This is a genomic window from Paractinoplanes ferrugineus (genome assembly GCF_016862195.1).
In the GTDB taxonomy this organism is placed as follows: domain Bacteria; phylum Actinomycetota; class Actinomycetes; order Mycobacteriales; family Micromonosporaceae; genus Actinoplanes; species Actinoplanes ferrugineus.
The window spans coordinates 70,799-97,243 of sequence record NZ_BOMM01000051.1 but is presented as its reverse complement, the minus strand read 5'-3'; the positions used below and the strand labels follow the sequence as shown (position 1 = coordinate 97,243).

Genomic DNA, 26,445 nt, shown 5'->3' with positions numbered 1-26,445 from the left:
GGATTGTGTGCGACACGGCGATACGTTCCCGGTGTACGGTGTCGCCGTCGGACGCATGCGGTGGCCGGACCGTTACCATCCGATTCCGGGGTTCCCGGGGAACAGTTGCTCGTCCGGCGCGTTACGTTGAAAGTCTGTGCTTGGGCCTGACCGGATGGCCGAGCGCTGATTGTTGAGTTTGGGAGTGCCGTGCCGAGTGAAGCCAGGACGACCCGTCTGGTCATCGTCGAGTCCCCGTCGAAGGCCAAGACGATCGCCGGTTATCTGGGCCCCGACTACTTCGTCGAGGCCTCCTTCGGCCATGTCCGCGACCTGCCGCGCAACGCCGCCGACGTGCCTGCCAAATACAAGGGTGAGTCGTGGGCGCGCCTAGGGGTCGACGTCGACAACGGCTTCCAGGCGCTCTATGTCGTCTCCCAGGACCGCAAGGCGCAGATCGCCAAGCTGCAGAAGCTGGCGAAAGAGGTCGACGAGATCTTCCTCGCCACCGATGAGGATCGCGAGGGCGAGGCCATCGCGTGGCACCTGGTCGAGACGATCAAGCCCAAGGTTCCGGTCAAGCGGATGGTCTTCCACGAGATCACCAAGCCGGCCATCCAGGCCGCGGTGGCCAATCCGCGCGAGATCGACCGCGACCTGGTCGACGCGCAGGAGGCCCGGCGCATCCTCGACCGCCTCTACGGCTACGAGGTCAGCCCGGTCCTATGGAAAAAGGTGATGCCCCGGCTCTCCGCCGGGCGCGTCCAGTCCGTGGCGACGCGCATCGTGGTGGAGCGCGAGCGGCAGCGGATGGCCTTCCGCACCGCCGAATACTGGGACATCCTGGCCACTCTGGCCGTTCAGGGGCAGCTGGAGGGCCCGCGCAACTTCAACGCCACGTTGATCGCGCTGGACGGCGACCGCATCGCCACCGGTAAGGACTTCGAGCCCACCACCGGCCGGGTCAAGCCCGGCGCCGCCGTGGTGCACCTCGACGAGGCCGGCGCCCGCGGGCTCGCCGCCCGCCTGGAGGACCGCCCGTTCACGGTCACCCGGGTCGAGGAGAAGCCCTACCGCCGGCGGCCCTACGCCCCGTTCATCACCTCGACGCTCCAACAGGAAGCGGCCCGCAAGATGCGCTTCTCGGCGTCGCAGACCATGCGCACGGCCCAGAAGCTGTACGAAAACGGTTACATCACCTACATGCGTACCGACTCGGTGAACCTGTCCGAGACCGCGCTCACCGCGGCTCGCCGGCAGATCGCCGAGCTCTACGGCCAGGCCAACGTGCCGCCGCAGCCGCGCCGCTACACCGGCAAGGTGAAGAACGCCCAGGAGGCGCACGAGGCGATCCGGCCGGCCGGCGACAACTTCCGCACGCCCGGCGAGGTGGCCAACGAGCTGTCCAGCGACGAGTTCAAGCTGTACGAGCTGATCTGGCGCCGCACGATCGCCTCGCAGATGACCGACGCCGTCGGTAACTCGGTGAGCGTGCGCATCCGGGCCATCTCGACAAGTGGCGAGGAGGTCGACTTCGCCGCGTCCGGCAAGACGATCACCGACCCGGGCTTCCTGCGCGCCTACGTCGAGTCGTCCGACGACGAGAGTGCCGAGGCCGAGGACGCCGAGCGTCGCCTGCCCAACCTGGTCAAGGACCAGCCGTTGACGGCTGACGACCTCACCGCGACCGGTCACCACACCTCGCCGCCGGCCCGTTACACCGAGGCCTCGCTGGTCAAGGCGCTGGAGGAGCTGGGCATCGGCCGCCCGTCGACGTACGAGTCGATCATGCGGACGATCCAGGACCGCGGTTACGTCGAGAAGCGCGGCCAGGCCCTGATCCCGTCGTTCCTGGCGTTCGCGGTGATCGGCCTGCTCGAGGGGCACTACCCCCGGCTGGTCGACTACAACTTCACCGCCGCGATGGAGGGTCAGCTCGACGACATCGCCGCCGGCGACCACGCGGCGCTCGACTTCCTCACCTCCTTCTACTTCGGCAGCGACACGGCCGGGGTGGGCGACTCGATCGCCAAGGCCGGCGGCCTGAAGAAGATGGTGACCGAGAACCTGAGCGCCATCGACGCGCGCTCGGTCAACTCGATCCCGCTCTTCGTCGACGAGTCCAACCGCCAGGTCGTCGTCCGGGTCGGCCGCTACGGTCCCTACCTGCAGCGTCAGGCGCCCGAGACGACCGAGGAGGCAGCCGAGGACCGGGTGTCGATCCCCGAGGGGGTCGCTCCGGACGAGCTGACCCCGGAGAAGGTCAACGAGCTCTTCCTGGGCGGGAGCGGGGAGCGGTCGCTCGGCGACGACCCGGCCACCGGCGAGTCGGTCCAGCTCAAATCCGGGCGCTTCGGACCGTACGTGCAAGCCGGTGAACGCAAGTCCTCGCTGTTCCGCACCCAGTCGCCGGAAACCCTCACCCTCGACGAGGCGCTCCGCCTGCTGACCCTGCCCCGGGCGCTCGGCAAGGACCCGGACGGTAACGAGATCCTGGCCGCGAACGGTCGCTACGGGCCGTACGTCAAGCGGGAGAACGACTTCCGGTCGCTGGAGAACGAGGACCGCCTCTTCACCGTCACGCTTGACGAGGCGCTCGCCCTGCTGGCCCAGCCGAAGACGCGTCAGCGCCGGGAGGCCAAGCCGCCGCTGCGCGAGATGGGTCCCGACCCGGCCACCGAGAAGCCGATGGTCATCAAGGAGGGGCGGTTCGGGCCCTACGTGACCGACGGTGAGTTCAACGCGTCCCTGCGCCGCGGCCAGACTCCCGAGGAGCTGACCGTCGAGCAGGCGTCCGAGATGCTCGCCGAGAAGCGGGCGAAGGGCCCGGCGCCGAAGAAGAAGGTCGCCGCCAAGAAGGCTCCGGCGGCCAAGTCCGGCGCTCCGGCCAAGAAGGCGGCGTCCGCGAAGAAGGCCGCGCCCGCGAAGAAGACGGCGGCGGCGAAGGCGGCCCCGGCCAAGAAGGCGGCGGCGAAGAAGGCCGCCCCCAAGAAGGTGACGGCCGCCGCCACCGACTAGGCGCCGAGCACCCGGTCCAGGTATTCGTTCGCGAAGACCCGGGCCGGGTCGAGACGGTCCCGCACGGCCACGAAGTCGTCGAATTTCGGGTAGGCGGGTCGTAGATCGTCGGCCGAGCGGTAGTGCAGCTTGCCCCAGTGCGGCCGCCCGCCGAACGATTGGCAGAGCGCCTCGACGGCCCGGAAGTAGGGCTCGTACCCGACGCCGGTGTACTGGTGCACGGCCAGGTAGGCGGACTCCCGCCCGTACGAGTGGGACAGCCAGATGTCGTCCGGCCCGGTGAACCGCACCTCGACCGGGAACTGCACCTTGAACGGCAGGGCACCGATCAGGCCGGGCAGGGCCGCCAGCACCTCGGGCAGGGCGGTGCGCGGGATCTCGTACTCCATCTCGGTGAACCGCACCCGCCGTGATGAGCAGAACACCCGGTCCGAGCGGTCGGTGTAGGTGCGGGCGCTCAGTCCGCGGGCCGCGACCGCGTTGATCGGCCCGACCGTGCGGGGCAGGGCCCGGCCGAGCCGGCACAGCCCGGCGAACACCGTGTTGGAGAGGAACTCGTCGTCCATCCAGCCGCGGAATTTCGACAGCGGCCGGTCGTGCACGTCGACCCGATTGTTGACCTTCAACATGGCCCGGTCGGTGTACGGGTACCAGAAGAACTCGAGGTGGTCGTTCACCGGCAGCCACTCGTCGAGCCCGGCGAGGATGTCGGCGAGTGCCATCGGGCGTTCGTCGGCCAGCAGCGTGAACGCCTGCACGCAGCGGAGCGTCACTTCCACGATGACACCGAGGGCGCCCAGCCCGACCCGTACGGCTGGAAAGAGCTCGTCCGTTTTGTCGATCTGAAGTAGTTCACCCTCGCCGGTGACCAGCTTGACGGCCTCCACACAGGACGCCAGCGTGGCGTGGCCGAGGCCGGTGCCGTGCGTGCCGGTGGAGATGGCGCCGGCCACGGTCTGCTGGTCGATGTCACCGAGCGTGGGCATCGCCAGTCCGCGTTCGGCCAGTATCGCGTTGAGGGTGGCCAGCCGCATGCCGGCCTGCACGGTGACGAGCGGGCCGGCCACCGAGACCAGCCCGGCCAGCCGGTGCAGGAACAGCCGCTGATCGTCGGCGACCGCGATCGAGGTGAACGAGTGGCCACTGCCGACGACCTTGACTCTGCGTCCGGAACCGGACGCTTCCTTGACCTGACCGGCGAGCTCGTCGACAGTGCCGGGAGTAAGCACATCGGTCGCGACCGCCTGCTGGTTGCCGCCCCAATTGGTCCAGCGGGGGCCGATAACGGGGGTAGTCATTATCGCTTTGTCCTCCGTACGAGCGGACAGTCGCACAAAACCGGGAATGCTGAGTGTCCTCCGCGTCCCGTCGATGCGTCTCGCTCGTTGATCCGAGTAACGTTCCGATTATCACTGCTGAGAGGGAGTGGCGACGCGTGTCGACACCAACCGTCACCACCGGGCCGCTGCGGCGGGTCCCGGTGCAGGGCAGAAGCGTTGCCCGGGTCCAGCGCATGCTCGACGCCTGCGCCGAGCTCGTCGATGAGGTGGGCTACGAGGGCCTGACCACGACGCTGCTCGCCGAGCGAGCCGAAGTTGCCATCGGCTCGGTCTACCAGTTCTTCCCTGACAAGAGGGCCATCGTGCAGGCGCTGGCCATGCGCAACATGGATGCCTACCTGCAGAGCCTGTCCGCGCGCTTCGGCAGCGAGACCTTCACCCACTGGTGGGACGGTGTCGACGCGGCCATCGACGTCTACATCTCGATGCACCGCAGCGTGGCCGGCTTCCGCACCCTGCACTTCGGCGACGTCGTCGACGTGCACCTGCTCGATCTGGAGCGGGACAACAACGCGGTGATCGCCGACCGGCTGGCCGAGCTGCTGATCGAGCAATTCCAGCTGATCCACCAGGGGCGCCTGAAGTTCGCCCTGCAGATCTCGGTGGAAGCGGCGGACGCGCTGATCAAGCTGGCGTTCCGGCGCGACCCGAACGGTGACGAATCGGTGCTCACCGAAGCCAAGGCGCTGATCCGGGAATACCTGCACCGTCACGTCACGGCCTGACGGAGAGTCACCCCAGGAACGCATGGCCCTCCCCGCGGTACGTCGGGGCCGGTGACGCCGTCTCGCCGTCGATCAGCTGAAGCTCGTTGACGTGCTCGCACAGTTCGCCGGCCTTGGCGTGCCGGAACCACACCCGGTCGCCGGGCCGCAACGTGTCGGCCACGGCGCCGAGCAGGGGCGTCTGCACCTCACCGGCGCCCTCGTCGGGCTTGAACCGCAGTCCCGCCGGCAGGTAGGGCTGCGGCAGCCGGGATTTCTCGACGGGCCCGGACGCGATCCAGCCGCCGCCGTGCACGGTGGCGATGCCCGGGGCCGGGTGGCGCACCACGGAGAGGGCGAAGAAGGCGGCCGGGTTCGGACGCCAGTTGCGGTACGAGTCGAACAGCGTCGGGCCGTACAGTCCCGACCCGGCCGTCACCTCGGTGATCACCGGGTCGGCACTGGTCGCGGCCACGCTGCCGGTGCCGCCGCCGTTGACGAACTCAAGCTCGGCGTGCTCGTTGACCGCCGCCACGGCCGCGCCCCGGCGGCGGACGATCTCGGCGAACGAGTAGGTCTGCAGGAGCTGGATGGCTTTGCCGCGCAGCGCCTGCCGGGGCGGGGCGTCGCCGAGTCCGGCGATCTGCGCCTCGTACGACATCAGGCCGACCAGTTTGAAGCCGGGTCGCGCGACGAGCCGGCGGGCCAGCGCGGACGCCTGGGCGGCCGAGTGCACGGGGGAGCGGCGTACGCCCACGTGCAGCGGGCCGGGCTTCCAGGACGCGTCCAGGTCCATGCAGAGGCGTACGGCCGGTCGCTTGCCGGGCGGTGTCACCCGGTCGACGACGTCGAGGTGGGCGGCCGAGTCGACCATGATCGAGATCGCGTCGGCCAGCTTCTCGTCGGCGGTGAGCTGGGCGATCGCGGAACGGTTCACCGTCGGATATGCGACCAGGACGTCGTCGGTCACTCCTTCGCGTACCAGCCAGATCGCTTCGGGCAGCGTGTAGGCCATGACGCCCTGCCAGCCGGGCCGGGCGAGCACCCGTTCGAGCAGCGTCCGGCAGCGCACCGATTTGCTGGCGACGCGCAGCGGTTTGCCCGCGGCACGGGCCGCCAGCTGGGCCGCGTTGTCGTCGAAGGCGGCCAGGTCGACCGCGGCGAGCGGGGTCTCGAGGTGGCCGGTGGCCGTGTCGAGACGACGCTGCAGAGAGGTCCGGTCGGCGATCACGCCAGCACGCTAACCCGTCTCCCGGTCAATGCGAAAGACATTCACTTCCCCGCCACTCGAACGTGCGAAACCAGGCACACCGTCGTCGCCGGTTAGAGTGCTCCCTGGCCGTGAGCACGGGAGGTAAGGCAATCGACACCGAATCGCGCGAAACCGGACCCGTCGACCTGTCGGGGGTCGCGGCGCTGCGCTCCGTCCTGCGCATCCGGCCGTTCCGCCGGCTGTGGCTGGTGCTCGGCCTCGCCTCGTTCGGCGACTGGATCGGCCTGCTCGCCACCGGCATCTTCGCGGCCGCCCAGTTCCAGAGCAGCGCCGGGCAGGGCGCCGCGTTCGGTGGCACCATCGCCGTACGCCTGCTGCCGGCCCTCCTGCTCGGCCCGATCGCCGGCGTCTTCGCCGACCGGTTCGACCGCCGCTACACGATGGTCATCACCGACCTGATCCGGTTCGTCTTCTACGGCTCGATCCCGATCGTGCCGCTGATGGGCGCCTCGCCGGGCGTCACGGTCGCCTGGGCCACCATCGCCACCTTCATCGGCGAGACGATCACACTGATCTGGATCCCGGCCAAGGAAGCCGCGGTTCCCAACCTGATCCCCAAGAGCCGCATCGAGATCAGCAACCAGTTGACCCTGGTCACGACGTACGGCATCACCCCGATCCTGGCCGCCCTCGCACTCTCCGCGCTCACCGCCGGCATCCAGCAGTCCGGCGCGACGTTGCCGGACTGGGCCCAGCCGGTGCAGATCGCGCTCTACCTCAACGCGATCTCCCGCCTCGCCACCGCGCTCACCGTCTTCTTCGGCATCAAGGAGATCGGCGGCAAGAGCGCCGAACGCCAGCAGGCCGCCGAGCAGAGCATGTTCCAGCAGTTCACCGACGGCTGGAAATACATCGGGCGCACCCCGCTGGTGCGCGGCCTGGTGCTCGGCATCTTCGGCGCGTTCGCCGCCGGCGGCGTGGTGATCGGCGCCGCGAAGACGTTCGCCACCTCGCTGGGTGCCGGTGAGGCCGCGTTCTACCTGCTCTTCGGCGTCATCTTCATGGGTCTCGCGCTCGGCATCGGTCTCGGCCCGACGATCATCCGGGAGTTGTCCCGCCGCCGCTGGTTCGGCATGAGCATCGTGCTGGCCAGCGGTTCGGTCATGTTCCTCGGTCTGGCCTTCCATCTTTCGATGGCGCTGGCCGGGGCCCTGCTGGTCGGCGCGGGCGCCGGCATGGCGTTTCTGGCGGGTACGACGTTGCTGTACGGCGAGGTCGACGACGCGGTCCGCGGCCGGGTCTTCGCGGTCGTCCAGATCGGCGTCCGGATGGTCCTGCTCCTGGCGATCACGCTCTCCGGGGTGCTTGTCGGCCTGGGCAGCTCCCGCCGGGTCGACCTGGGCGCCTTCAGCGTCGACGTCTCCGCCACCCGGGTGCTCCTGCTGGTGGCGGGCGCGCTCGGCATCTGGGTCGGGATCACCTCGTTCCGCCAGATGGATGACAAACGGGGCGTACCGGTCCTGGCCGACCTTTGGGGTTCGATCCGGGGCCGCCCGCTCAGTCCCGGCGAGGAATTCGTCCGCACCGGCGTCTTCGTGGTCTTCGAAGGCGGCGAGGGGGCCGGCAAGTCCACCCAGGTGTCCCGCTTGGCCGCCGCCCTCGAAGCGGGCCACGACGTCGTGGTGACCCGCGAACCCGGGGCCACCGACGTCGGCGCCCGGATCCGCCAACTGGTCCTGGACAAGGGCGACGCTCCCGCTCCCCGCGCCGAGGCCCTGCTCTACGCCGCCGATCGCGCCCACCACGTGGCCACGCTGGTCCGGCCCGCCCTGGCCCGCGGCGCGGTGGTGATCAGCGACCGCTACGTCGACTCGTCACTGGCCTACCAGGGTGCCGGCCGCACCCTGCCGGTCGCCGAGATCTCCTGGCTGTCCTCCTGGGCCACCGGCGGGCTCAAACCCGACCTCGTGGTCCTGCTGGACGTCGACCCCGGCGTGGGCCTGAGCCGGGTCGACTCCCGGGGTCAGGGCCAGGATCGCCTGGAGAGCGAGTCCCGGGCCTTCCACGAGCGCGTCCGCTACGCCTTCCTCGACCTGGCCGCCGCCGACCCCAAGCGATACCTGGTGCTCGACGCCGGCCGCCCGGCCGACGAGATCAGCGAGGCGGTGCTCGCCCGGCTGTCCGGGGGCCTGCTCAGCGGCGCACCCCACCCGGCTCCGGCGCCCGCCTCCACGGCTGTCCCACCCGGTCCCGACTACGACGCGCCCGACCTGCAGGAACTGGCCGAGGCCGGCGACCTCGACGACGAACGACCGAAACGCTGAGAAACCGCGGCCGGCGCTCAGGAAGTGCAGAACGGTGCCGGCTTGGTGAGGCCCAGCTCCTGGCAGTTCCAGCCGGTGCCCTGTTCCTGATAGCGCCAACCCGTGTCGGCCGCGTAGTGGAACAGGTAGTGGATGTTGCCGCCGGTCGGGCGCTTCACGTCGGTCGACGCCCAGCTCTCCGCGCACTGCACCCGGCTGGACGCGAAGGACCAGTCCTGCGGCAGCTCGACCAGATCCGCGAGGATCTCGATCGACGGACAGGCCGGATCCTCGGATCCGGCGCTGCTGGGCGCGGCCACCGGGGTCGACGGCGGGCCGGACCGGTGATCGGCGACGAAGGCGACCGTGCCGCCGACGGCGAACACCACAGCCACGGCCGCGGCACCGGTGGCGAGAGCCGCCCGCCGCTGTGACTGCCGCGACTTACGCAGAGACCGCTCGTACAGGTCGGTGCTGCCGCCGTGCTCGCTCAGATCGGACATGGCCTGACGCAGCGGTCCGAGATTGTCGGTCATCAGGCCTCCTCCATGACGGCCGAGAGTAGCTCCGGTGCTATCTCCCGCATGCGGGCCAGTGCCTTGCTGGTCTGACTCTTGATCGTGCCGACGGAGCACTGCAACAGATCCGCGGCCTCGGCCTCGCTGCGATCCTCGAAGAAGCGGATGACAAGCACGGCGCGCTGCCGCTGGGTGAGTTGGGCGAGAGCCTGATGCAGGGCGAGCTTGAGATCGGTACGGCGGGCGTGGTCACTGCCGGGTTGAACCACATCGGCCAGCTCGCCCGGCATGGACTCGGCCACCTTGCGGCGGCGCCACCAGCTCACATGCTGGTGATACATCGCGGTGCGGGTGTACGCCTCGAAGTGCCCCGGATCGTCGAGCCGCCGCCGCCCCCGGTGGGTCCGGGCCAGCGCGTCCTGCACCAGGTCCTCGGCGAGATGTCGGTCGCCGGTCAGCAGGAACGCCGTCCGGAGCAACGCCGGCGAACGGGTCTGGACGAACTCCCGGAACTGATCGTCGATCGATTCCGCCATGCCCCGCTCGTACCCCCACGCACCGCACCGGTTGTCAGGGCGCGGCTGCGTCGGTGCGGCCGGCTACTGTGGCGCACACCGTAACTGGTGTGCCCCACAGCGCGCGACCGTGGCGACCCGAATCACTAGGAGATGCAGAACGGTGCCGACACGGTGAGGCCCAGGTCCTTGCAGTCGTAGCCGCTGCCCTCGCCGTAGTACTTCCAGCCCGTACCGGCCTTGTAGTGGAACAGGTAGACGCCGTCCCCGGCACCCTGCGGGTCGGCTCCCGCCCAGTCCTTCACACACTGGACGTTGCCGAAGGTGGCGCCCTTGGGCAGCTCGACCAGAGCTTCCAGAGACTTCCCGGACGGACACTTAGGACTGCTGGCCGCCGGCTTCGTCTTCGCGGTCACCGACTCCGAGACGCAGAACGGCGCCGGCTTGGTGATGCCCAGGTCCTTGCAGTCATATCCGCTGCCGTCGCCGTAGTACTTCCAGCCCGTACCGGCCTTGTAGTGGAACAGGTAGACGCCGTCCCCCACGTTCGCGCCCTGCGGGTCGGCGCCGGCCCAGCCCTGCACACACTTGATGCTGCCGAGGGCCACCCCCTTGGGCAGCTCGACCAGCTTCTGCAGAGTCGCCGCCGAAGGGCAGTCGGCACTCTTCGTGTCCGCGGCCGGGTTGGCCGGCACCGCGGTCGTCGCCTCGGCGCCGCCGCCCACCGGAGCGGCCGGGACCGACGCGAAGCCACTTGAGCCGGTGCTGGGCTCCGCCGTGGCGCCGCAGGCGGCCAATGCGAACAGGACGGTGGCGGCGGGCAGCAGCAGAAGGCGACGTGCAGACATTTCCGGCCCCTATGGATCGTGGCGATGGTTGCTTACATCCGGGTACATGCGATCCACCGCCGGATGGTTGCCGCCGATCCAGAACTTTTCTCAATCTCTCGATCCGCACCCGAGTTCGTAGCCCGTGGCCGAGGTCCGAAGCGGGTCATCGCGGGATCGCCCAGCGGAAACGCCTCTAGACATCGCACGCCCCTCCGCACCGTCCGCCGACCTCGTGCGGACTGGAAACGGACCGCTCACCTCGGCTGGTGGTGCGCGTGGCGGGGGGCGGGTCGCGGTGTCCCATATTCAATCCCGGGATCACTGCGGGGACCTACTAGTGCCCGCCCCCCGTAGCCGCGCTGTCCCACCTGGGGTTGCTCTGACCGGCCAACTGCGGCGCAACATAACATTCGGGTACGACACGGAAGGCCCGAACCGGGGCAGCCCCAAAGGCCGCAGCCAGTCGAGAGCCCACGGGCGGGGCCTGGACCGCCGCTGGGCCCCAAGCAAAAATTGGCCATCCGTCCGTCGTCGACACACACCGTGGAGTGGGCCTGCCCTGGGCGACAAGGCCCATTCTGCGGTCTACCCGCCATCGGCCGGGTTACGGAAGGACTCACCCTGGAGCCTCGCCCTCAGCGCCTTGGTGGGCGGCCCTGGCACCGCCAAGAGCACCTTCGGGTCGGTCGGCGTCAGAGCGTTCAGCGCGCTGCTCATGCGGGCGGTCGGGCTGCGCTGGGGTCGACGGGTCCGGCTGAACACCGCGGCGCCACGAGCGCTCGCGGCTTCGGTCGCTTTCCTCGCCATGCCGCTCCTCTTCGGTGACGGGAGCCAGATCTGGTTGTTGGTCCTGACATTCGGGCTCCTGCTGATCGCGACAATTCCGGAGCTGGCGTGGCTGGCTTTTGTGGATCATCGTAGGCAAGACGTCCTGGTACGGACTTTGTAGGACGGAGCGGAATAGAATGCCAGCCCGGCAAATGAGCGGCGTCGGATTGTCTTTCGTGGCGAAACGTCGAAGGGTGGACGTCCTCCAGTCGGCCGACATGCTCGTCGATAAGCCATCCGTTATTGCGATCGTGGGCGCCTCCGGAAGTGGTAAAACCAGTACTTTGAATCTGATCGCCGGTCTCGCGAAACCGACCAGTGGCACTATCGAGGTGCTCGGCGTGCCGTTGACCAGCCGGCCCGACGGCGAGATCGCCGATCTGCGGGCCCGGTCCATCGGATTCGTGTTCTAGAGCTTTCACCTGCTTCCCCAGCTCGACGCGTGGTCGCACGTCGCTCTGCCGCTCCTGCTGCGTGGAGATTCGCAACGCTCCGCGCGGACGGCGGCATGCGAGGTACTGGACAGAGTCGGGCTGGGTGAGCCTGGAAAACCGCCCGTACGAATTGTCCGGAGGCGAGCAGCAGCGGGTGGCAATCGCACGGGCCCTCATTACTGAGCCGCAGCTCATCCTCGCGGACGCGCCCACCGGCTCGTTCGATTCCGACACGGCCGATGCCATTCTTTCCTTGCTTGTCGAACGCTCCGCGATGCGCACTCTCATCCTCATGACACATGACCGCGCCGTTGCCGAACGTGCTGACCAGACCTTCACGGTGAGCCGGGGTAACGTAGTGGAACTCAGCGAAAGTCCTCTCGCCGGGGCGACCGATTGAAGGCTAGCGAATCAGGGGGCGTGGATGTTCTCTTCGATGTGGCTGGCTGTCGGTCTCTGTCTGGCGGCCACCCTATTCGCGGTGGGGTTCATAGTGTGGATCGTTCGGAGGCTGTGACCGACCGGTCGACGAGTCAGCGCGCCACCAGCATCGCGTACCCGGACCGCAACAGCAGCCGGCTCCCGATCGCCCCGCCCGTGGCGAGCGCCGAGCGCGTCTTCGCTTAGAAAGGCCACGATTGACGTTCGCTGGACGAGGACGGCCCGTCGAGAACCATGACCTTCGTATCTGACGGTTTCGGCAGAGCCAAGAACCGCATCGAGTCCCACGCCGGATCACGGTGAGGCACCCCCGTCAAGATCTGCCGCCCGACAGTCCCGCCTGCAGCTGCATCCCAGAGGGAGGATATCCACCCGCTCGACGTGGTGCGGCGTCGAGTTGTGTTCTCCGGTCAGGGTGATATCCGTTCGGGCTTAGCGAGTGTTGAGAACTTCTCATGTAGACGGTGTGGCAGCGCGATTGAGACCGGTCGAGCCAGGCGCGGAGTTGCGGCGTCATCGTGTCGCGACTATCCCTCTGACTTGACCAACGCCCAGTAGGGCCTGTTCAAGGACCTGCTGGCCGAGCTCAGTGCCGACGGTTGTTCAAGAAACACCCGCGTCGTGAGATCGTCGCAGGGCTATCGATAGTTTGTCGTCCTCATGTGGGTGAATAGAGGTTGAGGGCGGGGCCTTTGGCGACTGCGTTGGGGAGTTGCTGCAGTTCGCGCGCTGGTGGGTTGGGTGTCCAGGCTGCCAGCAGTGGTTCAGCAGGAGCCGTGGGGTGAGCCAGGCACGGACGGCGCGGAAGGCTCTGGACCAGGCGCGAAACGGGCATTCTGCGCGATTCGACCCCATTGTTTCACGCATTTTGATCCGGCCCGGCTCCCTGCGGGACGCAGTCGGGGCGCGTTCAGCCTGGCTGTCAGGAAGCGGGGACTGCCATGTCGGCCATCCGGTGTCTCGGGCACCACCGGGTGGAGTCACGGGCGACGTCCGCAGCGATGACGCCCTCCTCGATGGGAACGCGTGGCCCGTTTGAGCCTGGCCAGTAACTCTCGGGAAACCATCCGTCACGCTCTGGCGCTGGATCGATCACTGTCCTAGTGTGATCACGCGCTATCGAACGGGGGCTATATGTGGCGCAGGATTCTGCCTGCCTTTTTGGCGGCCAGCTTGACTGTTTGTGGACTTTCGGTGCCGAGTCTCGCGGGCGCGTCGTCAGCGGCGTGTGGTAATTCGGCCGGTGGTGAGGTGACCGCCGTCAAACTGGCCGTCAGCTGCGATCAGCCGGTGATGGTCGAGTCGTCGAGGACTGAGTTCTCGCAGGTTGTCGCGCAGCCGGACGGGCATTTGCGGTTCGAGTCCGCGGTCGTACCGCAGCGGGCCCGGCGTGGTTCCGGCTGGGCCGACGTCGATCTCAACCTGACCCGCGGCGCGGACGGCCGGCTGCGGCCGACGGTCTCGGTCGCCGATGTGGCGTTCTCCGGCGACGGTTCCGGCCCGCTGGTGACCCTGACCCGCGCCGGCCAGACCGTCACCATGTCGTGGCCCGGGACGCTGCCGAAGCCGACTGTGGACAAGAGCTCGGCCAAGTATTCCGAGGTGATGCCGGGCGTCGATCTGGTGGTGCGGGCGACGGAAACCGGGTTCACCCACACTCTCGTGATCAAGAGTGCGGCGGCTGCCGCGCAGCGCAGTGTCGCAGAGATCCGGCTCGGTCTGGGCGGTACGGCGCGGATCTCGGCGAACAGGGGAGTGCTGACTGCTGTGGGCCGCGGCGCGTCGGTGCTGGCGTCGGCCGAGCCGGCCGTGATGTGGGACTCACGGCTTGCACCGGCTGCCTCGTCTAAGACGGGGCGTGCCGGGTTGCAAGCGGTTGGGGAGTCGACGCATGAGGGCGCGGGGGACGCGGCCCGGGTGGCGCCGGTGTCGGTGGGGCTCGCCGGCGACGACCTTGTGCTACGGCCCGACGCCAAGCTCCTGAAGGAAGCGACCTACCCGCTCTACGTCGATCCGGTGTGGTCGGTCTACAAGAACAAGTGGGCGTACGCGACGGACAACAACTCGAACAACACCGATTACTCGAGGGCCCGGGTCGGCCTGAACCCGGACACCGGTGCCCTGTACCGGTCGTTCTTCCAATTCCCGACCACGGCCAACGGGGTGTCCCTGAGTAAGAAGTGGGTCCAGTCGGCCCGGGTGGAGATGAACCTCGACCACTCTTACTCGTGTGACAGCACGGTCACGTCGATGTACTGGGTGTCGGCTATCAACGCCACTATGAAGGCCAGTTGGTCGGCGATGAAGCTGCTGCGTCTGCTGGACACCGCGTCCGGTCACGCCAACGAGGCCGGCGGATGCGGCAACTATCAGGGCGACATGAAGATGAACTTCGACGGCGCCGATGTCACCTCGTTCATGCGGGATGGGGCAAACGCCGGCTGGAGCGCTCTGACGGTCGGTTTCACGGCGCGGGCGGCGGACGGTTCGGGCGAGTCGACGCAGAGCCGGTGGAAGAAGTTCTACCCCAACGACGCGAAACTGTTCGTCGACTACGACACCCCCCCGGGGGCGCCGACCGGCCTGCAGGCCTCCGGTGTGGCCTGCGGTTCCGGGGTCCTGACGATCGGCACACTCACCCCGACTTTCTCCGCCAGGTTCCCGGACGCCGACGTGTCCGACTCGCTGACCGGCGCGTTCGAGTGGATCGAGGTTCCGGCCGCCGGGATGGGCTCGGTGACCGACACCTCCCCGTCGCGAAGGACCGCGCCACCGAACAAGACGTCACTAACCCCGGGTGCGCAGGCGACGAGCGCCACGGTGACGGCGGAGAGAAACAAGACGTACGCGTTCCGCGCTCGGGCGACGGACAAGGCACCGTACCTGAAAACGGGTCCGTGGTCTCCGTGGTGCCAGTTCAAGATCGACACGGCCGTGCCGCAGGTAACCGCCACGGTGATCACGCTGCCGCCGGGCCCGGGACAGAAGGGCCGGGTGCGGATCGAGTCAACCGACACCGACGTGACGACGTTCCAGTACGGCTGGGACGCCGCGACGAAGGTCGTCCCCGCGTCGGGCACCAACCCGAAGTACGCCGAGGTGGACATCACCGCCCCGAAGTTCGGCTGGAACGTGCTGCTGGTGAAGGCCATCGACGCCACCCTCAACGAAGGGAACGGCTCGGTCGAGTTCCTCGTCGGCCGGCCTACTTCGGCGACCGCCCGGTGGGGCCTGCAAACAGATCCGGATATCAGTCAGATAGCCGCGCTCGCCGATCGGGCATCCGCTCCGGTGGATTCGCCGCTGACCGCATCCAACGTGACGTGGCCCAGCGACGTACGTGTGATCGGCGGTCAAACTGCCACCTTCAACGGCACCTCATCCGCGGCCACCACGACATCTTCGGTGGTGGACACGACTGGCTCGTTCAGCGTCTCCGGGTGGGTGAGCCTGGGCGCCTTCCCGACTGCCGACGTCAAGTTCGCCACCCAGGACGGCACCGACGCTGCCGGGTTCGAGATCGGCGTACGCCGCAACGGCTCGGTGCCGTACTGGTCGTTCCTGATGCGAGACACCGGTGCCCAGTCGAGTGCGACAGTGGTGGCGGTGTCGCCGGTCGCGATCACCTCGGCTGATGTGGGTCGGTGGACGCAGGTGGCGGGCGTGTTCGACGCCGCTGAGAAGAAGTTGCGGCTCTACATCGACGGCGCGCTGGTCGCCCAAGCTGATCGGACCGCGACGCCATGGTCCGCCACCGGGAAGTTCGCCGTGGGCCGCGGGTTCGCCTCGGGTGCCGCCGGCGGCTACTTCAACGGCTCGATCGCCGACGTGCAGGTGTTCGACCGGGTGCTGGAGCTGCAGGACTTCACCGGTCAGCAAGCGACCGAGCCGACCTCGGGCGGGTTCGACGAACCGGGTATCAACAGCCCGATCCAGGTCGGCGCCTGGAACTACGAGGCCGCCTACGGCTGCTACGTCACGGATCTGGTCGACACCTGTGAGGCACCCGACACCACCACGAAGTGGGGCCGGTGGCAGGCCCTTACCCGGGGGTCCGCCGTCGGGGCCGGCCATGTGGCGAGCCAGTCCGCCCTGTGGCTGGACAACCAGTACTTCCCGGACGAGGGCTACACGGAATCGTCCGACGAGTACGGCCGCACCGCGGTCAAGAGCGGCACGACCACTGACGGCGACGGCAACGAGGTAACGGTCTGGCAGGACCGGCCGGTATTGCGTACGGATCAATCGTTCACCGTCTCGGCGTGGGTGATGCTGCAAGACGGGCTGAGCGGTAACGCCGACCGCACCGTGATCGCCCAACGCGGCACGCATGAGAGCGCCTTCTGGCTCAAGTACTACCAACCGGACCAGAAATGGCAGTTCAACATCTTCGACCAGGACAATCAAACATCGGCGGGCACGTGGGCCACCTCCACGTCGGACGCGCAACTCGATGTGTGGACGCAGTTGACCGGTGTCTACGACTCCAGCCGCAAAGAGATCCGGCTCTACGTCAACGGCCAACTCGAGAACAACCAGCCGGCACCCCTCGCTCCGTTCAACGCGACCGGGCCCCTGCTGACCGGGCACACGCTCTGGGACGGCGAACTCGGCGACCAATGGGTCGGTGGCATCGACGACGTCGCGGTCTTCCAGGGCGCGATGAGCTCCGCCGCGGTCGCGTCGCGTTACCGCGAACAGGCGGATGACATATCCGGCACGAACGTCCTGGCCGCCAACCAGACACTGCATGAAAGCGAAGGGCTGCACTCCAGCGACGGCCGGTTCTACCTGTGGATGCAGGCGGACGGCAACTTCGTCCTCTACGACAACGGGGTAGCGGTCTGGGAGACCAACACCGACGGCAACCCCGGCTCCTCGGTGGTCATGCAGGCCGACGGCAACCTCGTCGTCTACAAACCCGACGAAACCCCGATCTGGCACACCAACACCTGGGGCACGACTGCCGACCGGCTCGTGCTCTACGACAACGGCGATCTACTCCTGCTCGACCCTACCGGCAAGATCGTCTGGCACCGGTGACAAGCACAGTGACTCGTGGAGGACGGGGAATGCACACACCACGCTCGAACCTCGCATTGAGATCGGTGCTGGCCGCCGCACTGGTATCGCTGGCGATCGCGGTTCCGGCCGGACCGGCCAAGGCCGCCCCACCGACACCGGCCCCTCCGCCGGCCGAGAAGCTGGACCACGACGGTCATCCGGTGACCACCCGGGCCTGGACACAGCAGAAGGTCAAGGACACGTCGGTGGTTCCGCCGGTCTGGCCGAAGGCGACGACCGCCCGGGTCGACGTGGCCGGCGGACATCGGACCAAGGCGGGTGACTTGCCGGTCTGGCTAAGTGACGCGTCTGGCTTGGCCAGCGTTGATGTGCAAGTAGTGGATCGGGCGAGGGTCCCCGCGGCGTGGCGTGACGGCCTGATGATGAAGGTCAGCGCGGCCAAGAGCGGGAAGGCCCGGTTGTCGGTGGACTACCGCGGTTTCGCCCAGGCCTACGGCGCCGACTGGACATCTCGGCTCAAGCTCTGGCAGGTGCCGCAGTGCGCGCTGACGACGCCCGACGGGTCGGCCTGCCGGTCAACGGCTCTGCCGACGACCGCCGACCCGGCCGCGGGAACGGTGGCCGCGACAGTCAACGTCGAAACAGGCTCTTTGGTGGCTCTCGCGGCTGCGGCTGCCGGCAAAGACGGTGACTTTGGAGCGACGAGCCTGTCCCCAAGCGCGACCTGGTCGGCCGGCGCCAACTCCGGCGCGTTCTCGTGGGACTACCCGATGCGCGTCGTGCCAGCAACCGGCCCCACCCCTGACGTCAACCTGTCGTACTCGTCTGCGGCGGTGGACGGCCGATCCGAGGTGACCAACAACCAACCGTCGTGGATCGGCGAAGGCTTCGACTACGCGCCCGGCTACATCGAGCGCCGCTATGTGCCCTGTGCCGAGGACTCGAAGAACGGCGCGAACAGCACCAAAGCCAGCGGTGACCTGTGCTGGCGTTCAGACAACGCGACGATGAACTTCGGCGGGCACAGTGGCGAGTTGATCTACCAGGCAGGTAAAGGCTGGCACCTGCGGGACGAAGACGGCTCGAAGATCGAAAAGCTCACCGGTGCCACCAACGGCGACACCGGCAGCGCAACCTACGGCGACATCGGGGAGCACTGGCGCGTCACAACAACTGACGGCACCCAGTACTACTTCGGTTTGGACGACCTGCCGGGAGAGACGTCGGCGACCAACTCCACGTTGACCGTGCCGGTATTCGGCAACCACACCGGCGAGCCCTGCCATCAGAGCGCGTTCGCTTCGTCAGACTGCGTGCAGGCCTGGCGGTGGAACCTCGACTACGTCGTCGACGTCCGCGGCAACACCATGTCGTACTGGTACGGCAAAGAGACCAACAAATACGCCCGCAACGCCACCGACTCCGACGACGTCACCTACGACCGGGCCGGCTACCTGATCCGGGTCGACTACGGCACCTACGACCGGACGGCGGCCACACATGGGATCGCCGAGCGCAACACCGAGCCGTACGCGCAGGTGAAATTCCAGACCGACATGCGGTGCTTCACCAACTGTGGCACCGAAGCCGCGCCGACCACCGCCAACTGGAAAGACACCCCCTGGGACCAGGAGTGCAAGGCGTCCGCCGCCTCTTGCCCCGGCAAATACACGCCGACGTTCTGGACCACGAAGCGGCTCAAGAAGATCACCACGTCGGTGTGGGACACCACCGCCAAGACCCCTGCCTGGCAGGACGTGGAGTCGTGGACGCTCGGCCACACGTTCTCCGCGACCGCTGACTCGACCCACACCGGCCTATGGCTGGAACGCATCGACCACAGCGGCCTGGTCGGCACCGAGACCAGTCTGCCGCCGGTTACGTTCGAGGCGGTGTCGCTGGCCAACCGGGTGCTGACCGAGAACGGCTCGGCCGACAACTGGCTGCGGATCTCCAGCATCGTCACCGAAACCGGCGCCCGCATCAAAGTCGACTACTCGGAGCCGGAGTGCACCGCGGCCATGACCGCCTCGCTGGCTCCACAGTCCAACACCCACCGGTGCTACCCCGTCAAAGTGCCCGACTCAAGCAACCCCACCGGGGATGTCCTGGTAACGCAGTGGTGGCACAAGTATGTCGTCACACATGTCGCCGAGGACGATCTCCAGACTTCCAACGCCCATCCCGCTCCGACCAAGCACACCCACTACGAGTACAAGGACCTGCCGGCTTGGCACTACGCCGACGATGACGGCCTGACCAAGCCCGACCGCAAGACCTGGGACCAGTGGCGCGGCTACGGCGAGATACGCACCCAGGTGGGCGACGAACTCAACAACCGCACCCTCACCGCCACCAAGTTCCTACGCGGCATGCACGGCGACCGGCTGGCTCCCAGCGGCGGCACCCGCAATATTCAGGTGGCCGCCGCCTACGGCTCGGAGACCGTCAACGACGAGGACCAGTTCGCCGGCATGGTGCGCGAGCAGACCGTCTACAACGGCGTCGACACCAAACCGGTCTCCCGCACCATCAACGTCCCGTGGCGATCCAACGCGACGGCAAGCCGCACGATCAACGGCGACACGGTCGACGCCCGCTACGTCGACACGCAGGTCACCTACGACCAGACCGCCCTCGGCGTGGACGGCAGCCGGGGCTGGCGCACCACCGGCGAACACAAGAGCATCGACCAGACGTACGGGACGCTCAACTGGTCCCAGGACGACGGCGATGTCAGCAAGACCGGCGACGAGAAGTGCGCGGCCTACACCTACAACCGCAACATCACCAAGAACCTGACCGAGAAGACCAGTCGAACCCTCACGACCGCCCTCAGCTGCGGAGCTTCACCGTCAACGGTCGACGACGTGATCGCCGACGAGCGCACCTACTACGACGGTGCCACCAGCCTGACCACCCCGCCCCCGTTCGGCTCGGTCACCCTCACCGAGAAGCTGAAGGACTGGACGCCGGTGACCGGCACCGTGTGGCAGACGGTCTCCCAGGCCACGTACGACTCCGCCGGCCGGGTGAAGACGGCCACCGACATCAAAGGCAACGTCACCGAGAACACCTACTCCCCAGCGGTAGGCGGGCCACTCACCGCGGTGAGCGCCAAGAACAACACCGTCAACTGGACCACCACCACCAACTCCAACCCATATTGGGGGTCGGTCACCAAGACCGTCGACCCGAACACCCGGATAACCGCGGACGTCGACTACGACGCGCTCGGCCGAGTGCTCCGAGTATGGAAGCTGGGCTGGACCCGAGCCGCCCACTCCGGCAAACCGGCGGCGGAGTACGAGTACAAACTCGCCCCGGACCGGGACGCCTACCCGTACGTCGCATCGAGCACGCTGAACGCGGACGGCAACTACATCACCTCGTACCAGATCATGGACGCCATGATGCGTCCCCGTCAGACGCAGTCGATCTCCCTCGGCGACAGCGACGACAGCGAAAAGCGGGTCGTCACCGACACCATCTACGACGAGTTCGGCCAAGCGGCCACCACGTACGGCGCCCACGCCGAGCCCGGGACGCCCTCCGGAACCCTCTGGTGGGAACCCGAGTGGTCGGTGCCCTCAATCACCAAGAACGTCCACGACCGGGCGGGCCGAGTCACCGATGCCGTCTTCCTCAGCGGCAACAACATCGACAACCTGGTCGAGAAATGGCGCACCGTCACCGCCTACGAGGGCGACCTCACCAAGGTCACCCCACCAGCGGGCGGCACACCGAAAACCACGGTGACCGACAGCCAGAGCCGCGTCGTGGCCTTGCGCGAGCACACCACGGCGGCCGGGGTCAACGGCGCCTACATCGAAACGACGTACACATTTAACCGCAAAGATCAGCAGGTCAAGGTCACCGACACCGCCGGCAACACGTGGACCACCGGCTACGACGCCAAGGGCCGGGCGATCCAGAAGACCGACCCGGACACCGGCACCACCTCGACCGCCTACAACGACTTCAACGAGAGGGAAAGCACCACCGACGCCCGCGGTGAAAAGCTCTGGTACACCTACGACTCGCTCGGCCGTAAACGCACGGTGCGCGACGACTCCGAAACTGGCCCGGTCCGCTCCGAATGGCGCTACGACAGCACGTACGGGGGCCAGCCCGGATTCCGGGGACAGTTGACCCAGTCCATCAGGTACGAACCGGCCGGGTCAGCCAACGCTTACAAGTGGCAGGTCCGCACCTTCAACGACCGCTACCAGGCAACCGGCGTCAACTATGTGGTTCCGCCGGTAGAGACCGGTCTGGCCGGCACCTACATCTACGCGTACGGCTTCTCCGCCGCAACGGGGGAGCAGACGTCAATCTCGTATCCAGAGGGTGGTGGCCTGGTCACCGAGCAACTCACCACCCACTACGACCCAGTGACTGGCCTGCCCGCCCGGCTCAACACAAGCCTCGACGACTCCGGCGACGCCACCATGGCGACAACCTCGTACACCGCGTACGGCGAACGCTCCGGATCCATCTACAAACTGCACGACAACAAATTCGCCCAGGAAACGGTCTACCGCGACGAGTTCACCCGACGGATCACTCGCACCACCGTCAACCGGGAGACGGTCGCCGGAACCATCTCCGACCGCAACTACACCTACGACGATGCCGGCAACATCACCTCCATCGAGGAGAAGCCAACCGTCGGCGAAACCGACAAGCAGTGCTTCCGTACCGACATGCTGGGCCGGCTCACCACGGCCTGGACGCCCAACATCGATGTGGATTGCAAAGCAACCGAACCCAGCGTGGCCGGACTGGCTGGTCCGGCCCCGTATTGGCAGGACTGGACGTTCGACGCGACCGGCAACCGCAAGACCGAAACCACCCACGCAGCCGAGGGGGACACCCTACGCAAGTACGAGATACCAGATGTCGGCCACACAGTCACTTCGATGACCACAACCGCCCCGGGCGGGGCCGCGACCACGACCAGATACCGTTACAATAGCAGCGGTCAGATGGTGTGCCGGCCCGTCACTGGGAGCTTGACCAACAACTGCGACACGAATAGCGGTAGCCAGAGCGTCGGATGGGACGCCGAGGGGAAGCCGGCCGCAATCACCGCCGGTGGTAGCGGGATCGAAACCAACGTTTTCGACGCCGACGGCAACCGGATCATCCGGCGCGACACGAACGGCACCACCCTCTATCTGCCGAACCAGGAAATCCGTAAGCAGGGCTCAGCTATATCCGGGACCCGCTACTACGTCTTCGCCGGTGCAACTTGTGCCTCTCGCACTGCATCCTCAGCGATAACCGACCTCACATGGCTTTTCAACGACCACCAAGGCACTCAACAGATCGCCGTCAATGATGTCACTCAGAACGTGACGATCCGCAGGCAAACCCCTTACGGCAGTTCTCGTGGCGCCACCACGTCCTGGATCAACAGCAAGGGATTCGTGGGCGGCGACAACGACCCGACCGGCCTGCTAAATATTGGCGCCCGTCAGTACGACCCACTGCTCGGACGTTTCATCTCAGTCGACCCGGTAATGGATCCCGCCGATCCGCAGCAATGGAATGGCTACGCCTACGCCAACAATAGCCCGGTCACCAACTCCGACCCGAGCGGGTTGCAATACGATCATGGCGACCGCCCCGAAGTCACTCATAATTCCTGCTGGGAAGACTGCCAGGCGGCGGTCAAGAAGCAGCGCGACGGGTGCGGGAATAAATGTAAATCCAAGTCGGAGCGCTGTGATGGCTCGGCGTGCCCGAAGAGCCACAACATCTCGTGCCAGAGTAACTGGGTAGCTATTGGCGGCTCGATCAACAATTCCGGCGCGTGCCCGCGCGACGATACCCATGTTCCATATATGTCGCTGGGCGCTCCATCGAGTTGGTGCGCACCGGCCCCGGGTGCCGGTAAATGCAACGACTACTTCGACGCGAAGAACGATATCGCCCTTTGGCTGGCACTTTCCTGTGCGACGCCAGGGCAGGACACGAGCCTGTCATGTCCTCTGATCAAGCACTACTACGGAGCTACTGGCGACGACTGGGAACTAAACGTTGATGAAATGCTGACCAAGTCAGAGTTCTCTGATGCCGTTAAATCGAGCGTCGGCGAGGTTGAACTCAAGGCCATGGCGTCTTGCCAAGATCTCTGTAGCTATGACTTCGATACAGGCTGGGCGCCGATGAGCTTCGACAAGAACAGAAGCGAGGACTACTTTTACGGGTATCGAGGAATGCAATATCAGGTCACTGGGCATGTCTCCGTTTGGGGAAGCGGGAACGCGAGTGTCAGTTACCAAGTGAATGCGTACAAGTCTTGGAACTTCGATCCGAACGAGAAATTGAGGGGGGTGGCCTTCAAAGGTGCGGCCAACGCCTCCGGGTTCGGCCTTGCCAGGGAGTTCGCGGCGGTTGGCACTAGCTCCATACAATCGCACTGACATCTCACCCGGTGGGTAGAAGGGAAGTTGACTTGCTCGCGTCGAAGCGCCGTCTGACTTGGCTCGCGTACGCAGCCGTAGCCGTAGTCGTTTTGGTGACCATCGGTGTCGTGTGGCGTGACGACCTACCCTGGATCGGGAAACCCTCGGATCCGCGGGCATATAGCGCCGACTCCGGCGACCTGTCGCTGGCCGAAGGTTTGCGCCGTGCGGGCCTCACCGTGCCTGGCTGCTTCGATGACCGTCTCCGCTATGCGTTGGTCGACAATGGCTTCGGCTACTACTACACGGTCTACCTCAGAATCGAGGCGTCACAGGACTGCGTCGAGCAGTTCGTGGATGCCAACACCCTGACGGGGTCGCTTCGACCGAGCCGGATCGGGCCGGCCGACGAGGACAAGACGCTACCGTCTTCGGGCCCCTGGCAGCAGGACGAGACAGTCGAGCGGTTGGGATGGCAGGTCGGACCGCAGCAACGCTTCCAAAAATTCGGTCGGTGGAACGATGCGAACTACAACGTGACGGCGCTTGTCCAGCATCTCGCGCCCTCCTCAGATGACGTGGTCGCCTACATACATGCCGCGCACGAGGTGTAGTTCGTCAGCCTCGCCGCGGCATCGACCAGCATCACCGCTCCGCCAGAGTGGACCTCTGCTATGAAGATCGAGCAACAGTGCACGGCCAACGGTCATCTGGTCGCGGTCGGTCCGCCGAAGACGGCGGCCAGCCCGCATTTGATTGCCTTGTACAAGGCATACAGAGCGTCTGCTACGCGAGCAGCATCCTCAGCAACGCGTGGCCGGGCAATCGGGGCAGGACTCCGGGTACGTGTTCGTCGCTGGGGACGAGGCCGCAGCTGCATCCGGATTTCCTGACCCGCCCCTTCCGCCACCTGGTCGGCAAGTCGGGCTCTCCCTGGTCCGACTACACAATCTACGCACCGGCGAGGACGGGGGTTTTCGGGGGGCGATTCACAACCGAAAGCGGCCCTGACCAGCATATTAGCTGGTCAGGGCCGCTTTTTGAGCCGCCTGACGGAATCGAACCGTCGACCTACGCATTACGAGTGCGTCGCTCTAGCCGACTGAGCTAAGGCGGCAATGCTCGGTAAGTGTACGGTATCCGCCCACCTGGGTTCTGTCGGACCCCGGGACTACTGTGCCATCCGTGACCGCCGATCACCTTCCGCCCCGTCCGCGCAGCATGGATCCCCAGGAGCTCGGCTTCACGCCGCAGCGCCCGGTCGGCTGGCTTGCGCCGTTGCTGCTGCTCAGCACTGGTTTACGCACGCTTCTGGCGATCCTTTTCGGGGCCTATCTCGATAAGCGTGAGCTGCAGAACTCGCTCGACGACGACTGGTTCGACCACTCTGCCTCCGAGGGGGGCGAGATGTGGCTCGATTACGTCGCCGACCTGGGTGACGGCTTCCACGCCACCTATTCGATCGCCTGGCTGCTCGCCCAGGACCGACTCATCGTCGACGGCGCCGAGCTGCCGCGGGGCCGGCTGCTGCTGATGGGCGGCGATCAGGTCTACCCGCTGGCCAGTGGCGACGGCTACGAGAGCCGGATGAAGGGTCCCTACCGCGCGGCCCTGCCCGAGCCGCCGCCGACCGGGCCGCAGCCCACGCTGTTCGCGCTGCCCGGCAACCACGACTGGTACGACGGGTTGACCGCATTCCTGCGGCTCTTCGCACGGCGGAAAGACGGTCACATCGGTGGCTGGCGCACCGCGCAGCGGCGGTCCTACTTCGCGATCAAGCTGCCGGGCAACTGGTGGCTGTTCGCGATGGACGAGCAGTTCGGGGCCTACATCGACGATCCTCAGCTGCTCTATTTCGAGGAGGCCGCGCGCAACGTCGGCACGCAGGACCGGATCATCCTGATGACCCCGTCGCCGAAATGGGTCAAGGCGGCCGAGGACCCGGAGACGTACGACGCGATCGACTACCTGGTCCGCACGATCCTGCTGCCGACGGGGGCGCGGGTGCGGGTGCTGGTCTCCGGCGATCTGCACCATTACGCCCGGTACAGCGACGACGAGCGTGAGTTGATCACCTGTGGCGGTGGGGGTGCCTACCTGCTGGCCACTCATCAATTGCCCGAGCAGCTGACGGTGCCGCCCGAGGAGACGCTGACCCGGAACAAGAGCGAGAGTCGCACCTATCCGTTGCGCCGCTGCTTCCCCGACAAGTCCACCTCGCGGAAGCTGAGCTGGGGCGTCTTCCACCGGGTGCCGACCCGCAACCCGGGCTTCGTCACGATGCTCGGCCTGCTCCAGATGCTCACCATGCTGGCGATGGCCGGCGCGGCCGGCCAGGGTGGCACCATCCAGCGGCTGTTCACCATCCCGCTGAGCCTGATGGTCGTGCTGATCATGGCCGGGGCGGTGTTGTTCGCGAAACCGCCCGGCGCGGCCATGACCCACCACGCGCGCCACTGGCTGTTCGGGCTCGGGCACGGCTTCGCGCAGATCGGCCTGGCCGTGCTGGGTGCCTGGGCGTGGCTCAACCTGCCGGTGCACGCTTGGGCGTGGCCGGGCCCGCTCGTGGTGGCCATCGTGCTCTATTGGCCGGTCAGTGGCTTCTTGTCGACCCAGGTCTGCGCTCTCTACCTGTTGATCGCCGGCCAGTTCGGCGTCAACGTCAACGAGCTGTTCGCCGGCCAGAGCATCGAGGACCAGAAGAGCTTTCTGCGCCTGCACATCGCCGCCGACGGCACGCTCACGATCCACCCGATCGGCGTCCGGAAGATCTGCAGCAAATGGGTGGCCGACCCCGACGGCGAAGCGCACAGCTCATGGTTGCGGCCGGAGTCGCCGATCGAGCCGCACCGCATCGAACCGCCGATCGTGGTGCGCTAGTCGA

At 66.9% G+C, this 26,445-nt stretch carries 15 protein-coding genes and 1 tRNA gene; 10 read left to right on the top strand and 6 right to left on the bottom strand.

Translation table 11 applies throughout. The features are described 5' to 3' along the window. Positions 1-189: 189 nt before the first annotated feature. Positions 190-2,997 (top strand): type I DNA topoisomerase, encoded by a 2,808-nt coding sequence (gene topA / locus Afe05nite_RS28765; protein WP_203820362.1) that lies wholly within the window; start codon positions 190-192, stop codon positions 2,995-2,997. Here topA and Afe05nite_RS28760 read toward each other — a convergent pair. After that, positions 2,994-4,295, bottom strand: coding sequence for a D-arabinono-1,4-lactone oxidase (locus Afe05nite_RS28760; RefSeq protein ID WP_203820361.1), 1,302 nt, complete (start codon positions 4,293-4,295; stop codon positions 2,994-2,996). The two genes, topA and Afe05nite_RS28760, sit on opposite strands and share 4 nt — an antisense overlap. Before the next feature lie 137 nt (positions 4,296-4,432). Between Afe05nite_RS28760 and Afe05nite_RS28755 the strand changes: the two genes are divergently transcribed. Further along, positions 4,433-5,062, top strand: coding sequence for a TetR/AcrR family transcriptional regulator (locus Afe05nite_RS28755; RefSeq protein ID WP_203820360.1), 630 nt, complete (start codon positions 4,433-4,435; stop codon positions 5,060-5,062). A 7-nt stretch (positions 5,063-5,069) separates the two neighbouring features. Here Afe05nite_RS28755 and Afe05nite_RS28750 read toward each other — a convergent pair whose 3' ends face one another. Beyond that, complete coding sequence (locus Afe05nite_RS28750) at positions 5,070-6,272, bottom strand: amino acid deaminase/aldolase (RefSeq protein WP_203820359.1); 1,203 nt, start codon at positions 6,270-6,272, stop codon at positions 5,070-5,072. Between the two features lie 230 nt (positions 6,273-6,502). Here Afe05nite_RS28750 and tmk point away from each other — a divergent pair, with 230 nt between their 5' ends. After that, positions 6,503-8,578, top strand: coding sequence for a dTMP kinase (gene tmk, locus Afe05nite_RS28745; protein ID WP_203820483.1), 2,076 nt, complete (start codon positions 6,503-6,505; stop codon positions 8,576-8,578). A 17-nt stretch (positions 8,579-8,595) separates the two neighbouring features. On the opposite strand, the gene Afe05nite_RS28740 is transcribed toward tmk, so the two are convergent. From Afe05nite_RS28740 to Afe05nite_RS28730, 3 genes are all read right to left on the bottom strand, one after another. Then, positions 8,596-9,093: a hypothetical protein gene (locus Afe05nite_RS28740; protein ID WP_203820358.1), complete on the bottom strand. Its 498-nt coding sequence runs from the start codon at positions 9,091-9,093 to the stop codon at positions 8,596-8,598. Further along, complete coding sequence (locus tag Afe05nite_RS28735; RefSeq protein WP_203820357.1) at positions 9,093-9,611, bottom strand: SigE family RNA polymerase sigma factor; 519 nt, start codon at positions 9,609-9,611, stop codon at positions 9,093-9,095. Before Afe05nite_RS28735 ends, Afe05nite_RS28740 begins: the two co-directional genes overlap by 1 nt. A gap of 125 nt (positions 9,612-9,736) precedes the next feature. Next, positions 9,737-10,438, bottom strand: coding sequence for a hypothetical protein (locus Afe05nite_RS28730; protein WP_203820356.1), 702 nt, complete (start codon positions 10,436-10,438; stop codon positions 9,737-9,739). Positions 10,439-11,400: 962 nt separating this feature from the next. Between Afe05nite_RS28730 and Afe05nite_RS28725 the strand changes: the two genes are divergently transcribed. The 6 genes from Afe05nite_RS28725 to Afe05nite_RS28705 all read left to right on the top strand — a co-directional run bounded on the left by Afe05nite_RS28725 (position 11,401) and on the right by Afe05nite_RS28705 (position 24,175). Then, a complete protein-coding gene (locus tag Afe05nite_RS28725; RefSeq protein ID WP_203820355.1) occupies positions 11,401-11,661 on the top strand; it encodes an ATP-binding cassette domain-containing protein in 261 nt (86 codons plus the stop codon). Between the two features lie 124 nt (positions 11,662-11,785). Beyond that, positions 11,786-12,082 carry an ATP-binding cassette domain-containing protein gene (locus Afe05nite_RS28720; protein WP_203820354.1) on the top strand — a complete coding sequence of 99 codons (297 nt, stop codon included), beginning with the start codon at positions 11,786-11,788 and terminating at the stop codon, positions 12,080-12,082. Positions 12,083-12,177: 95 nt separating this feature from the next. Next, complete coding sequence (locus tag Afe05nite_RS44675) at positions 12,178-12,309, top strand: hypothetical protein (protein WP_275407518.1); 132 nt, start codon at positions 12,178-12,180, stop codon at positions 12,307-12,309. A gap of 948 nt (positions 12,310-13,257) precedes the next feature. Next, on the top strand, positions 13,258-17,166 hold the full coding sequence (locus tag Afe05nite_RS28715) for a LamG-like jellyroll fold domain-containing protein (protein WP_203820353.1): 3,909 nt from the start codon (positions 13,258-13,260) through the stop codon (positions 17,164-17,166). 29 nt (positions 17,167-17,195) lie between these two features. Then, positions 17,196-23,579 carry an RHS repeat domain-containing protein gene (locus Afe05nite_RS28710; RefSeq protein WP_203820352.1) on the top strand — a complete coding sequence of 2,128 codons (6,384 nt, stop codon included), beginning with the start codon at positions 17,196-17,198 and terminating at the stop codon, positions 23,577-23,579. A 95-nt stretch (positions 23,580-23,674) separates the two neighbouring features. Continuing rightward, the gene (locus Afe05nite_RS28705; protein WP_203820351.1) at positions 23,675-24,175 is read left to right on the top strand and encodes a hypothetical protein; all 501 of its coding nucleotides are present in this window, start codon (positions 23,675-23,677) and stop codon (positions 24,173-24,175) included. A gap of 429 nt (positions 24,176-24,604) precedes the next feature. On the opposite strand, the gene Afe05nite_RS28700 is transcribed toward Afe05nite_RS28705, so the two are convergent. Further along, positions 24,605-24,678, bottom strand: a tRNA-Thr gene (locus Afe05nite_RS28700). A 104-nt stretch (positions 24,679-24,782) separates the two neighbouring features. Between Afe05nite_RS28700 and Afe05nite_RS28695 the strand changes: the two genes are divergently transcribed. Further along, entirely contained in the window at positions 24,783-26,441 is a 1,659-nt protein-coding gene (locus Afe05nite_RS28695) for a metallophosphoesterase (RefSeq protein WP_203820482.1), read from the top strand. Positions 26,442-26,445 lie beyond the last annotated feature (4 nt).